The organism is Streptomyces sp. TBY4, from assembly GCF_024213195.1.
Classification (GTDB): domain Bacteria; phylum Actinomycetota; class Actinomycetes; order Streptomycetales; family Streptomycetaceae; genus Streptomyces.
The window spans coordinates 104,932-125,482 of record NZ_JANAVF010000011.1 but is presented as its reverse complement, the minus strand read 5'-3'; the positions used below and the strand labels follow the sequence as shown (position 1 = coordinate 125,482).

General features: G+C 72.5%; 12 protein-coding genes. 3 read left to right on the top strand and 9 right to left on the bottom strand.

Annotation, left to right across the window (positions count from 1 at the left end):
* Window positions 1–84 precede the first annotated feature (84 nt).
* The 5 genes from NLX94_RS25070 to NLX94_RS25050 all read right to left on the bottom strand — a co-directional run bounded on the left by NLX94_RS25070 (window position 85) and on the right by NLX94_RS25050 (window position 3,913).
* Window positions 85–1,071 (bottom strand): N-acetylmuramoyl-L-alanine amidase, encoded by a 987-nt coding sequence (locus tag NLX94_RS25070; RefSeq protein ID WP_254385295.1) that lies wholly within the window; start codon window positions 1,069–1,071, stop codon window positions 85–87.
* A 207-nt stretch (window positions 1,072–1,278) separates the two neighbouring features.
* Window positions 1,279–1,923, bottom strand: a complete 645-nt coding sequence (locus tag NLX94_RS25065) for a class I SAM-dependent methyltransferase (RefSeq protein ID WP_254385294.1) — start codon at window positions 1,921–1,923, stop codon at window positions 1,279–1,281.
* Between the two features lie 103 nt (window positions 1,924–2,026).
* Window positions 2,027–2,407, bottom strand: a complete 381-nt coding sequence (locus tag NLX94_RS25060) for a hypothetical protein (RefSeq protein ID WP_254385293.1) — start codon at window positions 2,405–2,407, stop codon at window positions 2,027–2,029.
* Window positions 2,404–2,994: a TetR/AcrR family transcriptional regulator gene (locus NLX94_RS25055; protein WP_254385292.1), complete on the bottom strand. Its 591-nt coding sequence runs from the start codon at window positions 2,992–2,994 to the stop codon at window positions 2,404–2,406. Before NLX94_RS25055 ends, NLX94_RS25060 begins: the two co-directional genes overlap by 4 nt.
* Window positions 2,995–3,034: 40 nt before the next feature.
* Window positions 3,035–3,913 (bottom strand): LysR family transcriptional regulator, encoded by an 879-nt coding sequence (locus NLX94_RS25050; RefSeq protein WP_254385291.1) that lies wholly within the window; start codon window positions 3,911–3,913, stop codon window positions 3,035–3,037.
* A 77-nt stretch (window positions 3,914–3,990) separates the two neighbouring features.
* Between NLX94_RS25050 and NLX94_RS25045 the strand changes: the two genes are divergently transcribed.
* Window positions 3,991–4,713, top strand: a complete 723-nt coding sequence (locus NLX94_RS25045) for a hypothetical protein (RefSeq protein WP_254385290.1) — start codon at window positions 3,991–3,993, stop codon at window positions 4,711–4,713.
* An 88-nt stretch (window positions 4,714–4,801) separates the two neighbouring features.
* Here the strand turns inward: NLX94_RS25045 and NLX94_RS39065 are convergent, their stop codons facing one another.
* The 3 genes from NLX94_RS39065 to NLX94_RS25020 all read right to left on the bottom strand — a co-directional run bounded on the left by NLX94_RS39065 (window position 4,802) and on the right by NLX94_RS25020 (window position 15,160).
* A complete protein-coding gene (locus NLX94_RS39065) occupies window positions 4,802–8,281 on the bottom strand; it encodes a DNRLRE domain-containing protein (protein WP_308402522.1) in 3,480 nt (1,159 codons plus the stop codon).
* A gap of 205 nt (window positions 8,282–8,486) precedes the next feature.
* Window positions 8,487–8,840 carry a hypothetical protein gene (locus NLX94_RS25025; protein ID WP_254385288.1) on the bottom strand — a complete coding sequence of 118 codons (354 nt, stop codon included), beginning with the start codon at window positions 8,838–8,840 and terminating at the stop codon, window positions 8,487–8,489.
* A gap of 8 nt (window positions 8,841–8,848) precedes the next feature.
* Window positions 8,849–15,160, bottom strand: coding sequence for an RHS repeat-associated core domain-containing protein (locus NLX94_RS25020; protein WP_254385287.1), 6,312 nt, complete (start codon window positions 15,158–15,160; stop codon window positions 8,849–8,851).
* 465 nt (window positions 15,161–15,625) lie between these two features.
* On the opposite strand from NLX94_RS25020, the gene NLX94_RS25015 reads away from it, so the two are divergent.
* Window positions 15,626–17,611: a serine/threonine-protein kinase gene (locus NLX94_RS25015; RefSeq protein WP_254385286.1), complete on the top strand. Its 1,986-nt coding sequence runs from the start codon at window positions 15,626–15,628 to the stop codon at window positions 17,609–17,611.
* A 30-nt stretch (window positions 17,612–17,641) separates the two neighbouring features.
* Here the strand turns inward: NLX94_RS25015 and NLX94_RS25010 are convergent, their stop codons facing one another.
* The gene (locus NLX94_RS25010; protein ID WP_254385285.1) at window positions 17,642–18,193 is read right to left on the bottom strand and encodes a hypothetical protein; all 552 of its coding nucleotides are present in this window, start codon (window positions 18,191–18,193) and stop codon (window positions 17,642–17,644) included.
* A 215-nt stretch (window positions 18,194–18,408) separates the two neighbouring features.
* Here NLX94_RS25010 and NLX94_RS25005 point away from each other — a divergent pair, with 215 nt between their 5' ends.
* The gene (locus NLX94_RS25005; protein WP_254385284.1) at window positions 18,409–20,541 is read left to right on the top strand and encodes an acyl-CoA dehydrogenase; all 2,133 of its coding nucleotides are present in this window, start codon (window positions 18,409–18,411) and stop codon (window positions 20,539–20,541) included.
* Window positions 20,542–20,551 lie beyond the last annotated feature (10 nt).

The following is a 20,551-nucleotide window of genomic DNA, read 5'->3' as shown; positions in this document are numbered from 1 at the left end:
GGCGGGCGGCACCATGGTACGGAGCTTCGCCGCGGCCGAGAGGATCGGGGCTGCGGGCCGTCCGGGAGGACGGTCCCGGTGGCCCTACCCGCCGAGGAACCCGACGATGCCGTCCGCGATGCCCTGGGCCGCTTTCTGCCGCCACTCCGGACTCGACAGCAGCGCCGCGTCCTTGGCGTCACGCATGTTGCCGCATTCGACGAACACCTTGGGGCGGGTCGAGAGGTTCAGTCCGCCCAGATCGTCGCGGACGACCAATCCGGTGCCGCTGCCCAGGTAGTTGGCGGGGGCGGAACCGGTGGTCCGGGCGAAGTTCCCGGCGATCCGCTCGCCGAGCTGCCGGGAGGGTTCGACGATCTTCGCGGTGTCGGCGCCGCCGCCCTTGACCTTGGCGGGGAGGATGACGTGGAAACCGCGGCTGCCGGCCGAGACCCCGTCCGCGTGGACGGAGACCACGGCGTCGGCGGCGGCCTCGTTGCCGATGCGGGCGCGCTCGTCGATGCACGGGCCGAAGGGGCGTTCCTTGCCGGCCTCGTGGGTGAACACCACCTTGAGGCCCTTGGCCTCCAGGACGGTGCGCAGGCGGCGGGACACGTCCATGCTGAACTCGGCTTCCATGTAGCCGGAGTTGGTGGTCGTGCCGGTGGTGTCGCACTCCTTGCGGTTGGTGCCGATGTCCACCTGGCGGTTGATCTCGGTGGTGTGCTTGAAGTTGCCCGTGTTGTGGCCGGGGTCGATGACGACGGTGCGGCCGGCGAGGGCGTTGGCGTTGGCGGCGGTGGGGCTCGGGGTCCCGGCCGGGGCGGCGCTCGTGCCCGGTGCGGGGGCCGGGGCCGCCGGTGCGGAGGGGGCCGGCGCCGATGCCGAGAGCGGCATCACGATGCGGGGCGGCCGCGAGTCGTCGCCCGCGCCCCCGGCGAGCACCTCGGTCAGGACCCACCCGCCCAGGCAGGCCGGGGCGATCGCCGCCACGGCGACGACCAGGGTCGATCGGCGGGCGTACCAGGGCCGGTCCGGACTGATGGACGTCGAGGACTCGGGGAGCGGCGGGGAGCTTTCGTCGTAGCGCACGCGGCGATGCTAGACCGGCCCTTGGCCGGGTGTACGGACCCTGCTCCATCCGGGGGCGCGGTGAGGTTATATGCCCCGTCGGCCCGGTGGCCCGCGAGAGCGAGCGCCGTGTGCGGGTGCGGCGCCGTTGCCGGGGGCCAGCCCCCGGACCCCCGCGCCTCAAACGCCGGCGGGGCTGATTTTTGGCGGCGGGGCTGAGGGGTCGCCTCAAACGCCGGCGGGGCTGATTTTGCGCAGGACGCGCAGGGAGTCCGTCACCGAGATTTCCTCGAAGGCGCCCGAGGACAGGGCGCGGAGGTAGACGCGGTACGGGGCCTGGCCGCCGTCGGCCGGGTCGGGGAAGACGTCGTGGATCACCAGCGTGCCGCCCTCCGCGAGGTGCGGGGCCCAGCCCTCGTAGTCGCCCGTGGCGTGCTCGTCGGTGTGGCCGCCGTCGATGAAGACCAGGCCGAGCTTGCCGCCCCAGGCCGCGGCCACCTGCGGGGAGCGGCCGACGATCGCGATGACGTGGTCCTCGAGGCCGGCCTTGTGCAGGGTCCGGCGGAAGGTGGGCAGGGTGTCCATCAGCCCGACCTCCGGGTCCACGACGCTCGGGTCGTGGTACTCCCAGCCGGGCTGCTGCTCCTCGCTGCCCCGGTGGTGGTCCACGGTGAGCACGCTCACCCCCGCCTCGCGGGCGGCGTCGGCGAGCAGGATCGTGGAGCGCCCGCAGTAGGTCCCGACCTCCAGGAGCGGCAGCCCGAGCCGCGCCGCCGAGGCGGCCGCCTCGTAGAGGGCGAGTCCTTCGCCCACGGGCATGAACCCCTTGGCGGCCTCGAAGGCGGCGAGGGTCTCCGGCTTGGGGCTGGCCATGGTGTTCCTCCTGAGGGGTGGGGGTGTGCGGATCGCGTCGGCTTGCGCCGGCGGCCCATGCTGCCTTACCCGCTGGTAGGGCGCCATGCCCGGGTCCGGACCGCTACGCGGTGCCCGCCGCGGTGAGGGCCGCGACCGGCAGGAGGAGGATCCACTGCGGCAGCCGGAGCAGTGGCTTCGGCCAGCCCACCGACAGCGTGATCACCAGGAAGGCGATGGAGTACGCCACGAAGTGCGCGGCCACGAACCACGCCATCAGGCCGGTCCCCGACGTGCCGTCCGCCAGGGCCAGGTGGAGGAGGACGGCCGCGGAGAGCGCCAGGTCGACGGTGACCATGTGCCACACGGCGTGCAGGACGCGCTTGGGTTCCTCCGCGAGTCCGGAGGACAGCAGCGGGCGGACCACGTCCCGGTGCCCGCCGATGAGGTGCGTCGCGGCCACACCGGATGCGGTGATGCCCGCTGCGAGGAGCCAGCCGTTCATCGGAACTCGATTCCCTTGGCGATGATCCCAGCCAGCCGGTCGGCCAGTTGAGGGTCGGGCTGTTCCCCCACGAGACCGATGTGGAAGAACACGGCTCCCGCCAGCGTGTCCAGGACCAGGTCCACGGGGACGCCGGCCGCGATCTCCCCGCGCGCCACGGCACGTTCGAAGACGATCTGCAGCCGCTCCTTCGACGGAGCCAGGAACTCGCTGCGGATGCGCGCCTTCAGGGCCGGATCGGCGGCGAAGTCGGCGAGCAGGCCCGGGAGCGCCGCCGCGGCGGCCGGTGCGTGGAACTCGTCGATCAGGTCCCGGAGCAGTGCCGTCAGGTCCCCGGACAGGGTGCCGGTGTCCGGGGTCGGGGCGCTGTCGGTGGTCGTGAAAACGGCCTCGAAGACCAGCTCCGGTTTGCCCCGCCACCGCCGGTAGACCGTGTCCTTGCCGACGCCGGCGCGGGCGGCCACCGCGCCGATCGAGGTGGCGGCGTACCCGACCTCGATGACCAGCTCGGTGGCCGCGCTGACGATCGCCTCGTGCGAGCGGGGGTCCCTGGGGCGTCCCCTGGAGGCGGAGGGTGAGGAGCTCATGCGATTTACCTTACGGGTCGACCCGTAAGGTAATCAACCCTCAGCCGGTGAGGAGAGCGGCCAGCCGGGCCGCGTGGGGAGTCGGGCCGGCCGGGTGGAGGAGCTCGGTGCGGTGCACCAGGCGCGGGACGCGGACCGGGACCGCCGTGGTGCCGGGGAACCCGGCGGCCAGGGAGAGGGGGAGGGCGGTCAGGCCGTGGCCGGCCGCCGCCAGGGCGGCCACGGCGTGCGGATCGGTGCCGTGGTGGCGGATGCGCGGGTGGAAGCCGGGGGTGTGGCTGACCTCGCGGAGCCGGGCGAGGGGGACCGCGGTGCCGGGGGCGTCGATCCACTGCGCCTGCGCGAGGTCGGGCAGCCGTACCGAAGCCCGCCGGGCCAGGGGATGGGTGTGCGGGAAGAGGACGGCCAGGGGCTCTTCGGCGACGGCGAGGGTGACGGTGGGGCCGAGGTCGGGCAGCGGCAGGGGGTCGCTGGGCGCGGCCACGCCGTCCACGAGGCCGAGGTCGGCGCGGGCGGTCAGCACCTCCTCGATCACGGCGTCCCGGGCCAGGACGTGCACCTCCACCTCCACGGGGCCGTCCGCACGCAGCTGCGCCAGGGCCCGGGCGAGCGCCGGGCCGAAGGCGGCCGGTGAACAGGCCACGGCCAGCCGGGCGTCGGGGGCCCGGTGCAGGCGGGCGATGTCGGCGCGGGCCGCGTCCAGGCGGAGGAGCAGCGCCGGGGCGTGTTCCATCAGCCGGAGCCCGGCCGCGGTGGGGGCGACGGGCCGCCGTTCGACCAGCCGGGCCCCCAAGTCGGCTTCGAGGGCGGCGATGTGCTGGGAGACGGCCGACTGTGTGTAGCCGAGGACGGAGGCGGCGGTGGAGAAGGAGCGGTGTTCGAGCACCGCGACGAAGGTGCGCAGCAGATGCGGATCCATGGGCATCAGCATCGCTTATGCGGGTAGTGCAGATCATCGTTGGACGTGATGGGAGAAGGGCCCGGAGGATGGCTGCCATGAACGCGAACCACACCGCCGCCCGCATCGCCCTGATCGCCGACCGCTCCGACGCCGTACGCTCCCACGCCCGCGTCCCCGGCCTGCTGGAGGCGCTGCGCCTGCGCGAGGGCCTGGACCTGGACGCCTACTGGATCCCCACCGAGGAGGCGGGCGAGGGCATGGACGGCTTCGACGCCGTCTGGGTCCTGCCCGGCAGCCCCTACCGGAGCGAGGCCGGGGTGCTGGCGGCGATCCGGGACGCCCGCGAGAACGGGATCCCCTTCCTCGGCACCTGCGGCGGATTCCAGCACGCCCTGCTGGAGTTCGCCCGTACCGTCTGCGGCCTGGACCGGGCCGCCCACGCCGAGAACGACCCGGCGGCCGCCGGCGCGGACGCGGTGGTCGTCCCGCTGGCCTGCTCCCTCGTGGGCCACGAGGGCACCGTACGGGTCACCCCCGGCTCCCGCGCCGCCCGGCTGCTCGGTGCGGACCGCACGCAGGCCCGGTACCACTGCAATTACGGCCCCAACCCGCTCCACCTGGACCTCCTGCGCGCCCACGGCATGACCTTCACCGGCGCCGACGAGTCCGGTGACATCCGCATCGCCGAACTGGCCGGGCACCCCTTCTTCCTGGCCACCCTCTTCCAGCCCGAACTGGACGGCGACGGCACCCGCGCCCACCCGCTCGTCGCGGGCCTGGCGGCGGCCGCCGTCGACCACGCGCGGCGGGGGCGGTAGCACCTGGCAGCCGGAGAGCGGAGAGCCCCGGCCCCCGCCGTCCTGGGGGGACGGGGAGTACCGGGGCTCAATGGCGGGGCGGCGTCGGTTACTTGGCCGCGCCGTCGTTGTAGATGTGGATCGCGTCCACACCGACCACGTGGTACGGCGTCTGCGGCTTGGTGTCCTTGACGATCACCGTGAGCGTGTGCAGACCCTCCGTCAGGTCGATCCGGCCGAGGTGGACGCCCGTGGAGTACACGTGCGGGCCGTAGCCGTCGAAGTAGCCGCCGACCGGCTTCCCGTCGATCTCGAAGGTGACGCCCGCGTAGTCCTTCGCCCGGGTCAGCGCCAGGTTCATGGCGTACGCGCCGTCGCCCGGCGCCGCGAAGGTGTAGTGCATCCGGTCGCCGGCCGTCACGTTGGCCATGACGGACTGCTGGCCGCCCGACCAGGCGATGCCGCCCCACTGGGCCTGCCGGCCCAGCTCGCGGGTGGAGGCGCTGGCGAGGAGTTCGGCCTCGTAGGTGCCCGTCAGGGGGACCACCTTGACCTGGTCCACCCCGGCCTTGAAGCCGGCCGAGGCCTCGTTCTTGCCGGTGACCGTGAAGGTCAGGGCGTGGGTGCCCTTGGTCAGGTACTGGAGGCCCAGGTTGACCGGGCGGGTCTCCACCACCGGGTGGTGGCCGTCGAAGGGCTGCCCGATCGGTTCGCCGTCCAGGGCGAGCTGGAGGATGCCGTAGTCGCGCGCGGCGGTCTGCTGGGTTCCGAGGGCGTACAGGCCGTCCTCGGCCGCCTCGAAGTTCAGGGTGAAGGCGTCACCCTGCTTGGCGGCGTCGAAGCGTACGTTGCCACCGCCCGCGAACCAGGTGCCGTTCAGGTTGCCCTGGTGGACCACCGGCGCGCTCGCCGCGGTCGCGGGGAGCAGCTGCTCGGCCTCCTGGAGGGGGACCGGGACCAGGTCGACGGAGTCGAGGCCGGCCTGGTGGCCGAGGGAGGCCGCGTTCTTGCCGGTCACGGTGACCGTGAGCTCGTTGCGGCCCGCGGACAGCGGGGCGAGGCCCTGGACGGTGCTGCGGGTGGCGACGGCCGCGCTGTACAGGTCCCGGTCCGCGCCGATCTTCTTGCCGCCCACGCTGTAGGAGACGGTGCCGTAGTCCTTGGCCGTGGTCTCGCCCAGGGTCATCCGGTACACGCCGGCCGAGGGGACGTCCAGGGCCACGGTGAAGCGGTCACCCGCCTTGGCCCCGTTGAACATCAGCTGCTTGCCGCCCGACCAGGCGACCCCGCAGCAGTCCTGGGACTGGGCGTGGATGCCGGCCGTGGCCTCCTTCGCCGGGAGCAGGCTCTCCGCCTCGATGCGCGGCAGGAACTCGTACGGGCCGGTGCCCGGGTCGCCGAAGTAGCGGAAGTCCACCCGCCCGACGGGCGATTCGTTGCCCGCCTCGTCGATGGCGTAGGCCTTCGCGAAGTGCCGCAGCTCCAGCGGCAGCGGGCCGCCGGTGAAGGGGACGGTCAGGGTGCCGTCCGGGGCGGCGGCCGCGCGCTGGACGGGCTGGTCCTGGTCGATGCCGTAGCGGTAGGCCGTGACCTTCTTGGCGTCGCCCGGCTTGAAGGTCAGCTCGTAGCGTGCGGCGTCGTACGAGACCTGCGGCGACTTGGGCGCGGTCCGGTCCACCTTGAAGCGGCACGGCGGGTCCGGGTGCCAGGCCGAGGTGGCCGTACCGGCCACCGAGCGGACCTGCCAGGAGTAGGTGGTGCCGCTGGCCATCTTGGCCTTCGGCACCGCGAGCCGGGCGACGGCCCCGTTGGTCACGTCGACCTGCTGGTCGACGACGTTCCCGCTGCCGCCGGTGGGCCACATGATGAAGTGGGCCTTCAGGTTGCCCCCGTCGGGGCTGCTGATGCGGGCGTTGAGCTGCACGTCCGTGTCACCGATGACCGGCGGCTCGGCGCTGCACCCCACGTTGGGGACCATGCCGAGCTCGGCGGGCAGGTTGGGCGGGCTCGCGTACTCGGTGCTGAAGGCGGGGTTGTTGTTGAACTTCTTCCAGCCGAACGAGTCCGACTCGTTGCCGGCCTTCAGGCCGAAGGTGGTCTCGCCCCAGCCGTACGCGGCGACCTTGTCGCGGACGAAGGAGGTGATGTCCCACTCGATGCCGCCGCCGGGGCAGGCGGTGCCCCAGCCCTTGGCCTCGTTCAACGTGCCCAGGTGGTGGTCCCAGTTGGGCTGCTTGTTCCAGGTGGTGCCGGAGTTGATGCTGCCGGTGTTCCACAGCTCGACGGGCTTCTTCGTGCACGACCAGGACCACTGGAGGTCGATGCGGAAGGAGGACTTGACGACCGTCTTGCCGGCGAGGGTGCCGGTGCTCATCGACCACAGGCCGCGGCTGAGGCCGCCGGTGTCGCTCTCGTAGCCGACGCGCATGATGTTCTTGCGGCCGGCCGAGTCGGTCTCGTCCTTGTTGTAGAACGAGGTCGTCGGGTACCGCTTGTCCACCCGGACCCACTTGGTGCGGCCGCCGGAGAACCAGGGGTCGATGTAGACCGGGTACTGGGTCTTCGGCGCGTCCAGCATCCCGGCGTCCGGGGTGATCTCCAGCGCGGAGCCGGTCACCTTGGTCGCCATGACGGCGTGCTGGGCGCTGTCGTCCGGGGCGAACGCCTTGGGAGCCTCGGCGGCGTGCCCGGACGCGTCGTCCTTCGCGGCGGGGGCGGCGGCCTTCTGCGGTGCCGCCGGCGCGGCCTGCTTGCTCCGCCCGGCCGTCCCTCCGGCGGCCGGGGCGGACGAGGGCGCGGACGGCGTCGCGGACGGGGCCGCGGACGGGGCCGCGGGGGTCGCCGGGGCGGACGGGGTCGCCTTCGGGGTGGCGGACGGGGTCGCCGCCGGGCCGGCCGGGGCGGCCGGGTCGGAGGAGTCCCACATGCGGGGCTCGGGCGCGTAGAAGACCTCCGCGCCCTTCTTGTCGGTCACCCGCAGCTCGCCGCCCGCGGACTTCTTCACCGTCATGCCCGAGGAGTCCAGCCCCAGCCGCAGCGTCCGCAGCGCCGGGTTCTTCGCCGCCTCGGGGGTGTTGACCACCAGGACCTGGGCGACACCGCTCACCTCGGCGCGGATCTTCAAGTCCACGTCGGGCAGTACGTCGCGGTAGGTCGCCGTCTCCCCGGAGAGCTCGGGGACCGGCAGCGCGGTCGGCCAGGTCAGCGTCATCCTCTCGGCTCCGGCACCGAGCCGGACGGCCGGGGCCTTGCCGCCTCCGGAGAAGCTCATCGGCTGCGGTACGGCCGCCGGGGCGACCGTACCGTCCGCCTGGACGCGCAGCGTGGTGTCCACGGGCACCCAGCCCTTGTCCTTGCGGACGCGGACGGGCAGCGCGTGCTGCTCGACGGTGAAGGTGCCGGACGGATTGGCGAAGACCTGCTCGGTCTCCGACCCCGTGCCCTCCACCTCCACCCGCTGGCCGGTGGACTGGGCCCGGCCGAGCGCGGTGCGCTCGGCGACGGACCCCTCGCGGTCCAGGACCGGGTCGGCCGCGGCGGCCGGCGAACCGGCCACGGACAGACCCGTGAGTCCGAGACCGGCGGTCACGGCGAGAGCGACGAACCCCCGGCCGGACCGACGGGCCCGCTGCCGTATCGGGGAACTTTCAAACAAGACTGATTCCTCTGTACTAGCTACGTGTGTGAGCTGTGTGGTGGAGCCGGCTCCGGGCAGGCCGGGGGCTCCGGGCGGCCCGGGTTCCGAAGCCAATTCGGAACCCGGGCCGCCGGACTTCGTGCGGTGCCGACAGGGGTTAGGAGTCGCGCTCCGCGGGGTCCGTCCCGAGGACGGTGGCGGCCGGGGTCGCGTACAGCCCGACGGTCCGGTCCTCGTGGTACTCCCAGGTGTCCGGGTCACGCAGGGCCGCCGCGAGTTCGGGTCCGCGCAGCGGGGTGCCCCCGATGTACGCGGGCGGCTCGGCCGCCCGGAACACCTCCAGGTATCCCTGCTCCACCCAGGACTCGACCAGCGGGAGGAAGAGGGGCACGGCCTCGCGCCAGGTCTCCTCGTCCTCCGATTCGGTCCAGTCCGCGAGCAGCGCCCACAGCGAAGCGGCCTCTGAGGCGTTGACGAGGAGGCATTCCTCCTCCGGGGTGAGCCAGTCCACGGCCCCTCCTACTTCTTCGGATTGAGTGCCGGGTTTCCCTGGAGCGGGATCCGCTTGACCTTCTTGCCCATCTGGTACTTGAGATAGGGCCCCTGGTGGTCCAGTCGGCGCATCCCCTTCTTCCCGAACTCCAGGATGATCGTGGGAGCTCCGCGCCTCAGGGTGAATCCGCCACCAGTGGCGTGCGGTGCGTCGATCTTCACGAAGCCCTCGCCCTGGGCCAGCTCGTAGACCCTGCCGATGGTGGCGCCCCGCATCGACTCCGGGTCCAGGATGTCCCGGGCCTGTTCGATGGCCTTGTGCTTCGGAGCCGGCTCGATGGCCTTGCGCTCGGGACCCTTCTCGATCGCCTTGCGCTCCGGGGCCCTCTCGATGGCCTTGCGCGGCGGCTTCTGCGGCGAGGCCTGCTTCTGCGGCGGGTTCTTCTTGCCCGCGCCGCTGTCCTTCGGCTTCGCCTTCTTGGCCGGCTGCTGCGCCGCCTTCTTCGCGGCCTGCTTCTTCGCGGCCTCGGCCGCCGCCTTCTTGGCCGCCTGCTTCTTCGCGGCTTCGGCGGCGGCCTTCTTCGCCGCCTCCTGCGCCGCCTTCTTCGCGGCTTCGGCGGCGGCCTTCTTGGCTGCTTCCGCGGCGGCCTTCTTGGCTGCCTCGATGGCCGCCTTCTTCGCCGCCTCGATGGCCGCCCGCTTGGCCGCTTCCGCGGCGGCACGCTTCGCCGCCTCGATCGCGATGCGGCGGGCGATCTCCTGCGCGATGCGCTGGGCGATCATCCGGGCCGCGACGCCCGCGAGGAGCGGCAGGATCTGGCCGTCCGGGTCGCTGACGGTGACCGGGTTGTTGTTGGCGTACGTGTACCCGTTCATCTGCTGCGGATCCTTGAAGTCGATCATGGGATCGACGGACAGGAACCGCCCGGTGGAGGGCTCGTACAGGCGGGCTCCGAGCTGGGTCAGCCCGGTGGACTCGTCGACGGTGCCACCGACGAAGCCCTTCTGGTCGGGCCAGGCGGACGGTGCCGCGCCCCGGGACTCGCCGAACGCCGTGAAGGGACGGCGGGTGGCGTTCATCGCGCCGTCCGCAGTCACCGCGAGGGTGTTCGTGTTGTGGTGGTCGGCCGCGAAGTAGGCGACCGAGCCGTCCGAACTGCGCGAGGCGACCTGGGTCTCACCGTGGCTGTAGGCGCGGGTGGCGCTGACCTTCCCGTCCTTGCCGACCGTGATCTCGGTGGCGCCGAGGTACAGCGTGCTGCCCTCGGGAGCCTTGCGGATCAGCCGGTCGCCCTCGGAGTCGTAGAGGAACTCGGTGGTCTTCCCGCCCTCGGTGACCTTGGCGAGATTGCCCTCGGCGTCCCAGTCGAGCTTCTGCTCGCGGTCCTTGGACTTGCGCAGGACGGTGTTGCCCGCGGCGTCGTAGGCGTACTCGGAACTGCTGGTGCCCGCGGGCCCCTCCGTGTCCACCCGCTGGAGGACCGCCTGCTGGGCCGTCTTTGCGGTGGGGGACGGGTAGTGGGAGGTCCGCTTCTCGTCCTTGCCGCCCGGCGCGGTGGCGTGCCGCACCTGGCTGGTGCGGTTGCCGGTCCGGTCGTAGGCGTACGTGTCCCAGTACGGGTCCGCGCCGCCGACCGTGGCCGAGGAGGGGCCCGCCGCGCAGTCCTGCTGCTTCGCGGTCCAGGCGTCCGTCATCCGGCGCAGGTGGTCGTAGGCGAAGCACTGCGTGTCACGGACCGAGCCGTCGCGCAGCTCGTCCATCTTGGTGACGTTGCCGATGGGGTCGTACCCGTACTCCGTCTCGCTGAGAACCGTCTGGCCGACCTCGCGGTCGACGAAGGTCTTGTGGACCCGGCGGGTGGCGTCGTCGTACGTCTTGGAGTGGATCAGACGCTTGCCCGCGGCGCCCTGGTGGTACTGGAGCAGTTCGCCGAAGGGGGTGTGGCGGGCGGACGAGACGTACTGCTCGGCACCCTTGATCGTGGTCTGCAGACCCGCGGCGTTGTATCCGTAGGCCAGCGTCTCCGCGGGCAGCCCGCCCGCGGCCGGCATCTTCACCGACGCGGCGGCACCGGTGGAGGTGTAGTCCACACCGAAGGTGTAGGTACCGGCCAGCGCTCCCTCGGAGCCGGGGATCGTGATGCTGTTCCCGGTGGCGCGGCCCTTCGTGTCGTATCCGGTGACCGAGGTGGCGTAGGCCTTGCCGCCGATGTACCGGACGGACTCGGCGAGCTCACCCTTGGCCAGGGTGTCGTACTTCCACTCGGCCGTGCGCGTGCCGGTGGCCTGGGTGCCCTCGTAGGTGGCCGTCTTCCGGCCGAGCGCGTCGTAGGTGTAGGAGAGCTGACGGCCCCTCGCGTCCGTCATCGAGGTGGGCTGGTCGCCCTCGTCGTAGGTGTACGTGGTGGTGCCGCGCGACGGGTCGGACTCGGAGACCTTGCGTCCGCGCAGGTCGTAGCCGAAGGACCAGGTCTGGCCCACCGGGTTGGTCACCGACGCCAGTTCCCCGCCGGGGGTGTAGCCGTAAGCGGTGGCGTCGTACGGGCCGGAGGCCGTGGTGCCCTGGTACTGGCGCATCTCGACGAGCCTGCCGTGGGCGTCGACGACGCTCGTGGACGGGGCTTCGCCCTTGGGCGGCACCACGTGCTGGCGGTCGCCCTCGTAGGCGGTGGTGCCCCGCCACAGCTCCTTGCCGAGGCTGGCGAGGACGTCGACCGTCTTGCGGCCGGCGCCGTCGTACTCGAAGCGCTGCTGGCGGATGACCTGGGTGTCGGGGACCGTCACCAGGCTGGTGGCCGGGTTGGCCTTCTCCAGGTAGGGACCGGACTCCTTGGTCACCTGGCCGAGCGTGTTGTAGTGCTGCTCGGTGACGACCCGGCCGGTGCGCGAGGCCGTGGTCTCGTTGAGGTCCGAGCGGGTGGTCTGGGTCTGGCGCTCGCGCATCAGACCGTCGTAGAACTCGTGCTGGACGGTGTGCTTGCCGCCGTCCTGGAGGGTCTTGGTGGTCACCACCGACGGGCCGTCGGTGCGGACCAGGTACTCGTACTCCGTGTCCGCGGGTCCGGCCCGGTCACCGCCGGACTCCCAGGACTTGACCAGCCGTCCCAGCGCGTCGTACTGCGCGTGCGAGGAGAAGCCGGCGGCGTCCGTCTCGCCGAGGGTCAGACCGCGGGTCGGGTCGATGGTCTCCGTCTCGGTGTGGCCGAGCGCGTTGGTCGTGACGACCTTGTTCGCCGCCTCGCCGGTGGCCGGGGTGTAGGCGGTGGTGGAGACCTTCCCGAAGACGTCGGTGGTCTCGGTGCTCCGCCCGTAGACGTCGAACTTCTCGGTGCCCGCGAGGGTGTAGACGGGCTGGCCGTCGCGGTAGTCGGTCAGTTCGTCGGACTTGGTGACGTCACCCTTCGTGGGTGCCTCGCCGAAGGCCTTGCCGTCGTAGTACGAGCGGTCGTCCGACAGGACGTGCTGCGGGCGCTGCACGGTGGCCCCGCAGCCGACCGAGACGGTCTCCTCGCGGCTCACCGCGTCCACGAAGTGGGTGGCGGTGTTGCGGGCGTACTCGGTGCGGGTGCAGGTCTGGTCGTCGTTCCTGGCCAGGTCGCCGTGGTCCTCGACCTGGGTGGCCAGGCCGTAGTCGTCGTACGAGGTCTGGGACTTGGTCCGGCGCCAGCTGCCGTCCGCGAGCGCGGTGCGCGAGTGCTCGACCGCGTTGTTGAACATGTACGAGGTCAGCGCGTCCGTGCCGGTGCGGGCGCGGCTGGCCGTGGGGCCCTTGCGCCAGGACTCGAAGGACTTGGTGGAGAGGAGCTCCCCGCCGTCGCCGTTGTAGCTGAGGATCTCGCGGGTGGTGCCGGCCAGCTCGTTGTGGTCGGTGACGGTGTTGCCCTCGGAGTCGGCGACCGCCGACTGGCGGGTGCCGCCCGCGGCGAGCCTGTCGCCGTGCATGCCCCGCAGGAAGACGCTCTCGGTGAGGGACTTCTTGTCGAGGCCGTCACCGGTGCGGGTGCGGACCTTCTCGTAGCCGCGCCACTGGTTCCAGGTGCGCTCGGCGTCCCGGGCGAACTCGGAGTTGTCGTAGCGCCAGGCGGGCTTGCCCACGTACTCGTAGCGGGAGACCATCGTCGGCGAACCGGCGACGAGGTCGTTCTCCAGCACCTCGGTCGTGACGTACTTGTGGAACCAGTCCTTCAGCGGCTTGGGCCGCCCGTCCGGACCGATCGGCTGGCCGGGGGCCGCCCACATGACCGGGAAGCAGCGCATGCCGTTGGAGTCGTCGGCGCCGGGCAGCACGTTGCCGCCGGGGCCCACCGAGCATTCGCGGGGCGAGTAGGTGACGCCGATCCGGCCGCCGGACTCGGTGTTGATCGCGTTGATCCGGTAGCGGATGAAGGGCGCCAGCCCCTCGAAGCCGTCCACGCGGTTCTCCAGCTGCTGGCCGGAGAAGGTCACCTTCGGCAGTACGACGGAACCGCCGGACTTGCCGGTGCGCTGGATCGACTCCAGCCACAGGCCCGGGGAGGTGCCGTCGCCCGTGGTGGGGAAGGTGTGCTCCAGGTCCCAGCGGTCCACGTCCTTGTACGCGCCGCCCGTCAGCACCTGGGTGCTGACCGCGCTGATCCGCTTGCGCGTCCAGAAGCTGGGGGCGAGCTGGTTCTTGCACTCCTTGCCGGGTGCGCAGAACTGGTCGACGGGCACGTCGGGCCAGCGCTTGGCGTTGGCCGGGAGGAACGCGGCGTCCGAGCAGTCGGCGCCGGGCAGGCAGCGCTCGGCGGTCTCGAAGAGGACCTGGCCCGGGGCCTTGGCCGTGTAGATGCTGTTCTCGCGGTGGCCGTACTCGATCCGGTTCAGGTGGCCGGAGCGGGTGTACTCGACGCCCGCGGTGGGCTTGCCGTTGGCGCCGTAGCGGTTGGTCTCCTTCGTGTAGAAGTAGGCCATCGCGTTGCCGTGGACGTCCACGACGTGGTCGAGCTGCCAGCGCCAGGCGTGCTGCTTGCCGCCGTCCTTGCCGTACAGCGGGACGGTGAAGGCGGACTCGGTGGTCGGCTTGCCCTCGGTCCAGCCCGGCAGACGGTTGCGGCCGAAGAAGAACTGGGTGCCGTCGACGGTGGTCAGCTTCCAGTGCTTGCCGTCGGTGTCACCGTTGGCCGCTCCGGTCAGCAGTTCCACCTTGGAGCCGTCGTCCTTCGCGGGCTTCCAGATGCCGGTCGCGTCGTCGCGGACGAGCTCGGTGGCGTTGCCGTTGAGGGACAGGACGGCGTTCTCGGAGGCCTTGCAGAGGTCGCCCTTGCTGTCCTTGGGGCCCACACCGGAGCCGGGGACCTCGGAGCACTGCTGGTAGCGGCGCTCGACGAATCCGCCCGCCATCATCTCCCAGCCGTCGCCGACCTGGGAGGGCTGGTTGTTGCTGGCGGCGGTGCGGCCGTCGACGCTCTGGGCCGAGTAGTTCAGGCTCAGGTCGGGCGCGAGGTCGCCGGGACCGGCGGGCACCTCGACCGGATAGGTCCAGTTGAAGTCGCCGCTCGCGCCACCCGCCTGCCAGGCCCCGCTGGGAGCCAGCGGGGTGGCCTTGAAGTCCCCCTTGTCGCCGGAGGCGGCGGCCTCGGCGGCGAGCGCGACGGGCGCGCCGGCGGACGCGAGGCGGACCTCGGCGGAGAGCTTGTTGTTCCGCACGTCGTTCGTCACGCCCTCCAGGGGCGTGGGGACGCGGCATTCGGCCTTGTCCGGCGTGGTCAGCGCGCAGCCGGGCAGCTGGACGAGGCGCAGCCGGGAGGCCCAGTCCGCGCCGTAGGCGCTCCGGAAGGCCGAGTAGTCGAGGCCTACGGATATCCGCTCGGGCGCGGCGGCAGCGGCGGCCGCGGCGACGGAGGGCGCGGCGACCTTGGGTCCGCCCGCGGGGGTGACGCCGATCAGCAGCCCCTGGACACCCGCCTTGCCGGTGGCCTTGCGGTCCTTGACCGAGACCTCGAACCGCTGGGCCGTCGCGGAGGCGGCCGGAGCCGCGGACGACCGGGCCGCGCCCTGCGGGGCGCCCGAGCCGGAGCCGGAGGCGGTGGCGGTGGCGGCCGGAGCGACGGTCAGCGGCAGACCGCCGACGCTCTGCGGAGCCGGGGCCGCGGACCGCCGCAGCAGGCTCCCGCCCGTGCCCGGGACCTCGACCTGGGCCGTACCGCCCGCGGGCCAGGCGGACTCGGGGGCCTGCTTCAGCTCCGTCCCCGCCGTCCCGCTCTTGGGCGGGGTGGAGACCGGGACAGGCCGGCCGTCCATCACGGGTTCGCTCTGGGTGCCCCGTACCTTGAACCGCTCGGCCCCCTCGGCCTCCGCGGGTACTGCTACGACGATCATGGATCCGCATACGGCCATGGCGATGCCCTGGGCCGTGTGGCGAATCAGTTTGGGCCATTTCCACACATCAGTGGAACTCCAATGGGGTGTCCCCATTGGAGGCTTTTGCGCTGTCACGCGAATCCCCCATGCAAGTGGTGCAGTCAGTGGACCCATGCATTCCGGTCGGGTCCACAGGGGAGAATAGAGTAAACAGACGATAAAATTGAAACCAAGGGTCGGCAATACCCCCTTGCAGTGCTTGACATCGCCGAAGTTACCGTCTCGTACCGCAATTTGATGGCGTATCAACTGGTGGGCAATGCGGGGTGGGCCGGTGATGGTGATCAAGAGGGACATTTCGCCCGCATTCTCCCCAGTCGTCTCGCTGCGCTTTCGGGGTGCACACGAACTGCCTTTACCCTGAGCCGAGTTCGACGGGGCGGACCGGACGGCCGCCGCAGGGATCACCGGGGGACGGGCAGCATGGGCAGCGGGAGCAGGGACGGGAACGCCGGCAGCAGGGGCGACGCGGACGGCGGCATAAAGCCGCTGGCGCCCGGCGATCCGGGCCGGATCGGGCCGTACCTGCTGCTCGGGCGCCTCGGCGCCGGCGGGATGGGCCGGGTGTTCCTGGCCCGCTCCGAGGGCGGCCGTACCGTCGCGGTCAAGGTGGTGCACGAGGAGCACGTGGCCGACGACCGGTTCCGGGCCCGCTTCCGCCGCGAGATCGACGCCGCGCGGAAGGTCGGCGAGCGGTACACCGCCCCCGTCCTGGACGCCGACCCCGACGCCGACCGGCCCTGGGTGGCCACCGGCTACGTACCCGGGCTCTCCCTGGAGCAGGTCGTGCGCCGTCACGGCCCCCTGCCCGTGGACTCCGTGCACACCCTCGCGGACGGGCTGCTGCACGCCCTGAAGGACATCCACACCGCCGGGATCGTGCACCGCGACCTCAAGCCGTCGAACGTGATGCTGACCGCCGAGGGCAGCCGGGTCATCGACTTCGGGATCTCGCGGGCCCTGGAGACCTCCGTCGAATCCCTGCTCACCAGCACCGGCATGGTCGTCGGCTCGCCCGGCTTCATGTCGCCCGAGCAGGTGCGCGGGCAGCGGGTCGGCGCGAAGAGCGACGTGTTCACGCTCGGCTGCGTCCTGATGTACGCGGCCACGGGCGAGCTGCCTTTCGGGCACGGCGCGAGCAACCAGCACGCGGTGATGTTCCAGATCGTGGAGGGCGAACCGGCCCTGGAACGGGTGGCGGACGCCTCCCTGCGCACGCTCATCGGCCGCTGCCTGGTCAAGGGCGTGGAGGAACGGCCGGACGTGGACGAGCTGCTGGCGGACCCGGAACGGGTCCTCCCGGCGCGCACCGGCGGGGCGTGGCTGCCGCCCGGGGTGGTGGACCGGCTGGCCCGGCAGGCGGCGCGGCTCCTCGACGCCGAAGTCGCGCCCTTGGCCGTGGGGGAGGGCGGCGCGGACCCGGAGGGCGAGGGCGCGGAGAGCCCTGACCGGGAGACGTTCGGGCTGCGGGCCGCCGGGGGCGCCGAGGCCGGCGGGGCCGCCGAGCAGGTCGTCGGGCCGGCGGGCGGGGCTGCGACCGGCTCCGGACCGGCTGTTGGCGGCGGCACCCCGACCGGCGAGCGGCGGGGTGCCCGGCGGCGGTGGACCGTAGCCGTGCCCGTCGTCCTGGTGCTCACCGTCGGCGGGGGCACGGTGGCCCTGCTCCAGCCCTTCGGCGGCGACGGCGGCGGGCGGTTGGCTTCGCCCCCGGCGAGCAGTGCGCCCGTGGTGCCCGGTGCCTCCGCGGGCTCCCCTTCGGCGGCGAGCGGTTCACCGGCACCGGGTGCGCCGAACTCCGAGAGCCCCCAGGCCCCCCAGAGCCCGCCCGTACCGGCACCGGACGGCCAGGCCGCCGCGGGGCAGGGCGCCGCGGCGGGTGCCGGAACCCCCGGCGGAGGCGCCGGCACCCCGGGCGGCAGCAGCGCCACCCAGGGCGGCGGGGGCCCGGCCGCCGGAGGCACCGGTACGGGCACCAGCCCGGGCGCCACCCCGGGGGGTTCGGGCTCGGGCTCGCCCAGCGGCGGCGGCTCGCCCAGCGGCGGAGGTTCCCCGAGCGGTGGCGGCTCTGGCGGCAACGACGCGGTCCCCTCGTACTTCGCCGGGACCTGGACCTACAAGGGCGACTTCAACATAGGCCAGCCGGGGACGGTGGTCATCGCCCGGTCCGGGGCGGTCCGCCTGATCAACGAGTCCCAGATGGGCCACTGCGAGAACATCGCGAAGGTGACCTCGGTGACCTCCAACGGAACCCGCATCAACATCGGCTCGGCGGCCGTGGACAAGTCCAAGTCCACCAGCCAGTTCTGCGGGGTCCTGGATCCCTCCTTCTTCACCAAGAGCCTGCCGTCCGGCCTCCAGCACAACGTGGGCCCCTCCCACGGCGAGGGCTACTACTACGAACGGTCCTGACCGGGCGCCCCTGCCCACGAATCGCGGCTGTCATCGCAGGGGCGCGTCCGCGGGGAGCCCGAAGTGCCGGCGGGCGAGGGCGGCGGGATCGGACCAATCGCTGTCGTCCACGCGGCGTATCTCGTCCAGGGCCTGCTTCGTGAACCAGCGCTTTTCCCAGTCCCCCCGCTCGGCGCCGTCCGGGCCGCCGTCCCTCGCCCGGACCCGGTTGCCGTCCAGCTCGACGATCCAGGTGCCCACCTGGCCGAAACTCGCCTTCACCAACTCCGTGCCCTCGCGCCCGAAGCCATTGCAGTCCGCGAGCACCCCGACTCTCGACGCGCCGTCCCCCGGCATCGGAGTGACCTCGATGATCCGCACGTCGCAGAACAAGCGGGCCTCCCACCCCGGCTCCCCGTATTTCTCCGGAAGGGACCATTGATCGTTCAGGGTCGCGGTCAGGTCGTCCTGGATCACCGGACGCATCGTGCGCACGAACTCCGGGTCCACGGGCTGGAGCGGCGGCGGCGGCGCCGCAACGCATCCGGTCGACGCCAGCGCCAGCACCAGCAACGCTCCCCACAGTCCCGTTCCTCGTCTCATTTCCTCCCAGACGTGCCGTGCCGCTGTCCGGTTGCGCTGTGGCCCGATCCGAGGGGAGACCGATGACCCGTGCAGCCGCGGAGGCAAGGGCGGCCAGGCGGATCCGACTCGTGCCGGTCCGCCGCCACGGGGCAGCCGCGCCCGCCCGCCGCAAGCGAGAACACGTTTCAGTTCTGACCTTCCGTCAGAATGAAACGTGTTCTACTCTGCCGCGCATGGGCATCGGAATCACAAAGGAACAGCGGGAGTTGGCCGAGGCCGTACGCGGCTGGGTCGCGCGGGCCGTCCCGCCCGAGGAGGTGCGCAAACTCCTCGACACCCCGCCGCAGACGGGCTTCCGGCCCGCCTACTGGGACGGACTGCTCGCCTCCGGACTGCTGGAACCGCACCTGGAGGGCGGCACCCTGCTCGACCTGGCCGTCGTGGTGGAGGAGGCCGCCCGGGCGGCCCTGCCCGGGGCCTACCTGCCGAGCGTGCTGGCCTCCGTGCTCCTGGACCGGGCCGGGGCCGAGCCCCTGGCCGGGCGGGTCGGGGCCGTGGCGCTCGGGCCCGGGGACCTCACCGCCGTGGCTGTGGAGGGCGGCTACCTCCTCGACGGGACCGCGCCGCCGGTGCTGGGCGCGGGCGAGGCCGACCTCGTCCTGCTCGCCGCCGAGACCGCGCACGGAACCCGCTGGTTCGCCGTCGAGGCCGCCGCGCTGGACGTCCGTACCCAGGACAGCGCCGACCCGACGCGGCCCACCGCCGAGGTCCGCGCCCGCGGAGTCACCGCCGGGCCGGGCGCCCTGCTGGAACTCGACGCCGCCCTCGTCCGGGACCTCGCCTGCGTGCTGTTCGCCGCCGACGCCTGCGGCACCGCCGCCTGGGCGCTGCACACCGCCGCCGAATACGCGAAGGTGCGCGAGCAGTTCGGTCGGCCCATCGGGCAGTTCCAGGGGATCAAGCACCTGTGCGCCGACATGCTGGTGCGCGTGGAACAGGCCCGGGCCCTTGCCTGGGACGCCGCCCAGGCCACCGAGGAACCGGCCGAGGTGCGCTCGCTCGTGGCCGCGCTGGCCGCCGGCACCGCGCTCGACGCCGCGTACTCCTGCGCCAAGGACTGCGTCCAGGTGCTCGGCGGCATCGGCTTCACCTGGGAGCACGACGCCCACATCTACCTCCGCCGGGCGATCGTCGCCCGCCAGCTCCTCGGCCCCGGCGACGGCCACCGGGTGCGCGCCGTACGGCTCGCCGCGGCCGGCGCGCGCCGCGAACTGCGCCTGGAACTGCCCGCGCGGGCCGAGTCCCACCGCGCGAAGGCCCGTAGCGCCATCGCCGACGCGGCCGGGCTCGACCCCGCCACCGCCCGCCGGGTGCTCGCGCCCACCGGGTACGCGGCCCCCTACCTCCCGGCCCCGTACGGGCTCGGCGCCGGCCCCGTCGAACAGCTCGTCGTGCAGCAGGAACTGGCGGCCGCCGGGGTCAAGGTCGCCGACCTCGGCATCGCCACCTGGGTCGTGCCCTCGATCCTCGCCTACGGGACCCCCGAGCAGCAGGAGCGCTACCTGCTGCCCACCCTGCGCGGGGACGTCACCTGGTGCCAGCTCTTCTCCGAGCCGGGCGCCGGCTCCGACCTCGCCTCACTGCGGACCAAGGCGGAGCGTTCGCCTTCCGGGGACGGCTCCTGGCTGGTCAACGGCCAGAAGGTGTGGACGAGTTCCGCGCACAGCGCCGACTACGGGATCCTGCTCGCCCGCACCGACCCGGACGCCCCCAAGCACAAGGGGCTCGGCTACTTCATCGTGGACATGAAGACCCCCGGGATCGACATCCGGCCGCTCAAGGAGATCACCGGCGAAGCCCTCTTCAACGAGGTCTACTTCGACGACGTGCCGCTGCCGCCCGACGCCCTCGTGGGCGCCGAGAACGGGGGCTGGAAGGTCGCCCGCAACACCCTCGGCAACGAACGCGTCCACATGGCCGACCAGATGACCTTCGACACCGGCCTGGAAGCGCTGCTCGCCCGCTCCGCCGAACTCGAAGGCGGGTACCGGGTCCGGATCGGAACCCTGGCCGCCGAGGCGCACGCCCTGGCCTGCATCGGACTGCGCACCACGCTCCAGCAGGTCTCCGGACTGGAACCCGGCGCGGGCGCGTCCGTACGCAAGCTCGTCCAGACCCCGCACCAGCAGCGGACCGCCGAGCTCACGCTCGAACTGCTGGGCCCGGCGGGCGCGGTGAGCGAGGGGACGGGGAAGCGGGCGGTGCACGGCATGCTCATGTCCCGCTGCCTGACCATCGCCGGAGGCACCACGCAGGTCCAGCTCAACGTCGTCGCCGAGCGCATTCTCGGCCTCCCCAGGGACTGACTGAACCGAA

Excerpts from the sequence above, each read along its gene's own strand:
- NLX94_RS25065 (WP_254385294.1), bottom strand. The coding sequence starts at position 1,923 with ATGGCCAGCCCCAAGCCGGAGACCCTCGCCGCCTTCGAGGCCGCCAAG.
- NLX94_RS25060 (WP_254385293.1), bottom strand. The coding sequence starts at position 2,407 with ATGAACGGCTGGCTCCTCGCAGCGGGCATCACCGCATCCGGTGTGGCC.
- NLX94_RS25055 (WP_254385292.1), bottom strand. The coding sequence starts at position 2,994 with ATGAGCTCCTCACCCTCCGCCTCCAGGGGACGCCCCAGGGACCCCCGC.
- NLX94_RS25050 (WP_254385291.1), bottom strand. The coding sequence starts at position 3,913 with ATGGATCCGCATCTGCTGCGCACCTTCGTCGCGGTGCTCGAACACCGC.
- NLX94_RS25045 (WP_254385290.1), top strand. The coding sequence starts at position 3,991 with ATGAACGCGAACCACACCGCCGCCCGCATCGCCCTGATCGCCGACCGC.
- NLX94_RS25020 (WP_254385287.1), bottom strand. The coding sequence starts at position 15,160 with ATGATCGTCGTAGCAGTACCCGCGGAGGCCGAGGGGGCCGAGCGGTTC.
- NLX94_RS25015 (WP_254385286.1), top strand. The coding sequence starts at position 15,626 with ATGGGCAGCGGGAGCAGGGACGGGAACGCCGGCAGCAGGGGCGACGCG.
- NLX94_RS25010 (WP_254385285.1), bottom strand. The coding sequence starts at position 18,193 with ATGAGACGAGGAACGGGACTGTGGGGAGCGTTGCTGGTGCTGGCGCTG.
- NLX94_RS25005 (WP_254385284.1), top strand. The coding sequence starts at position 18,409 with ATGGGCATCGGAATCACAAAGGAACAGCGGGAGTTGGCCGAGGCCGTA.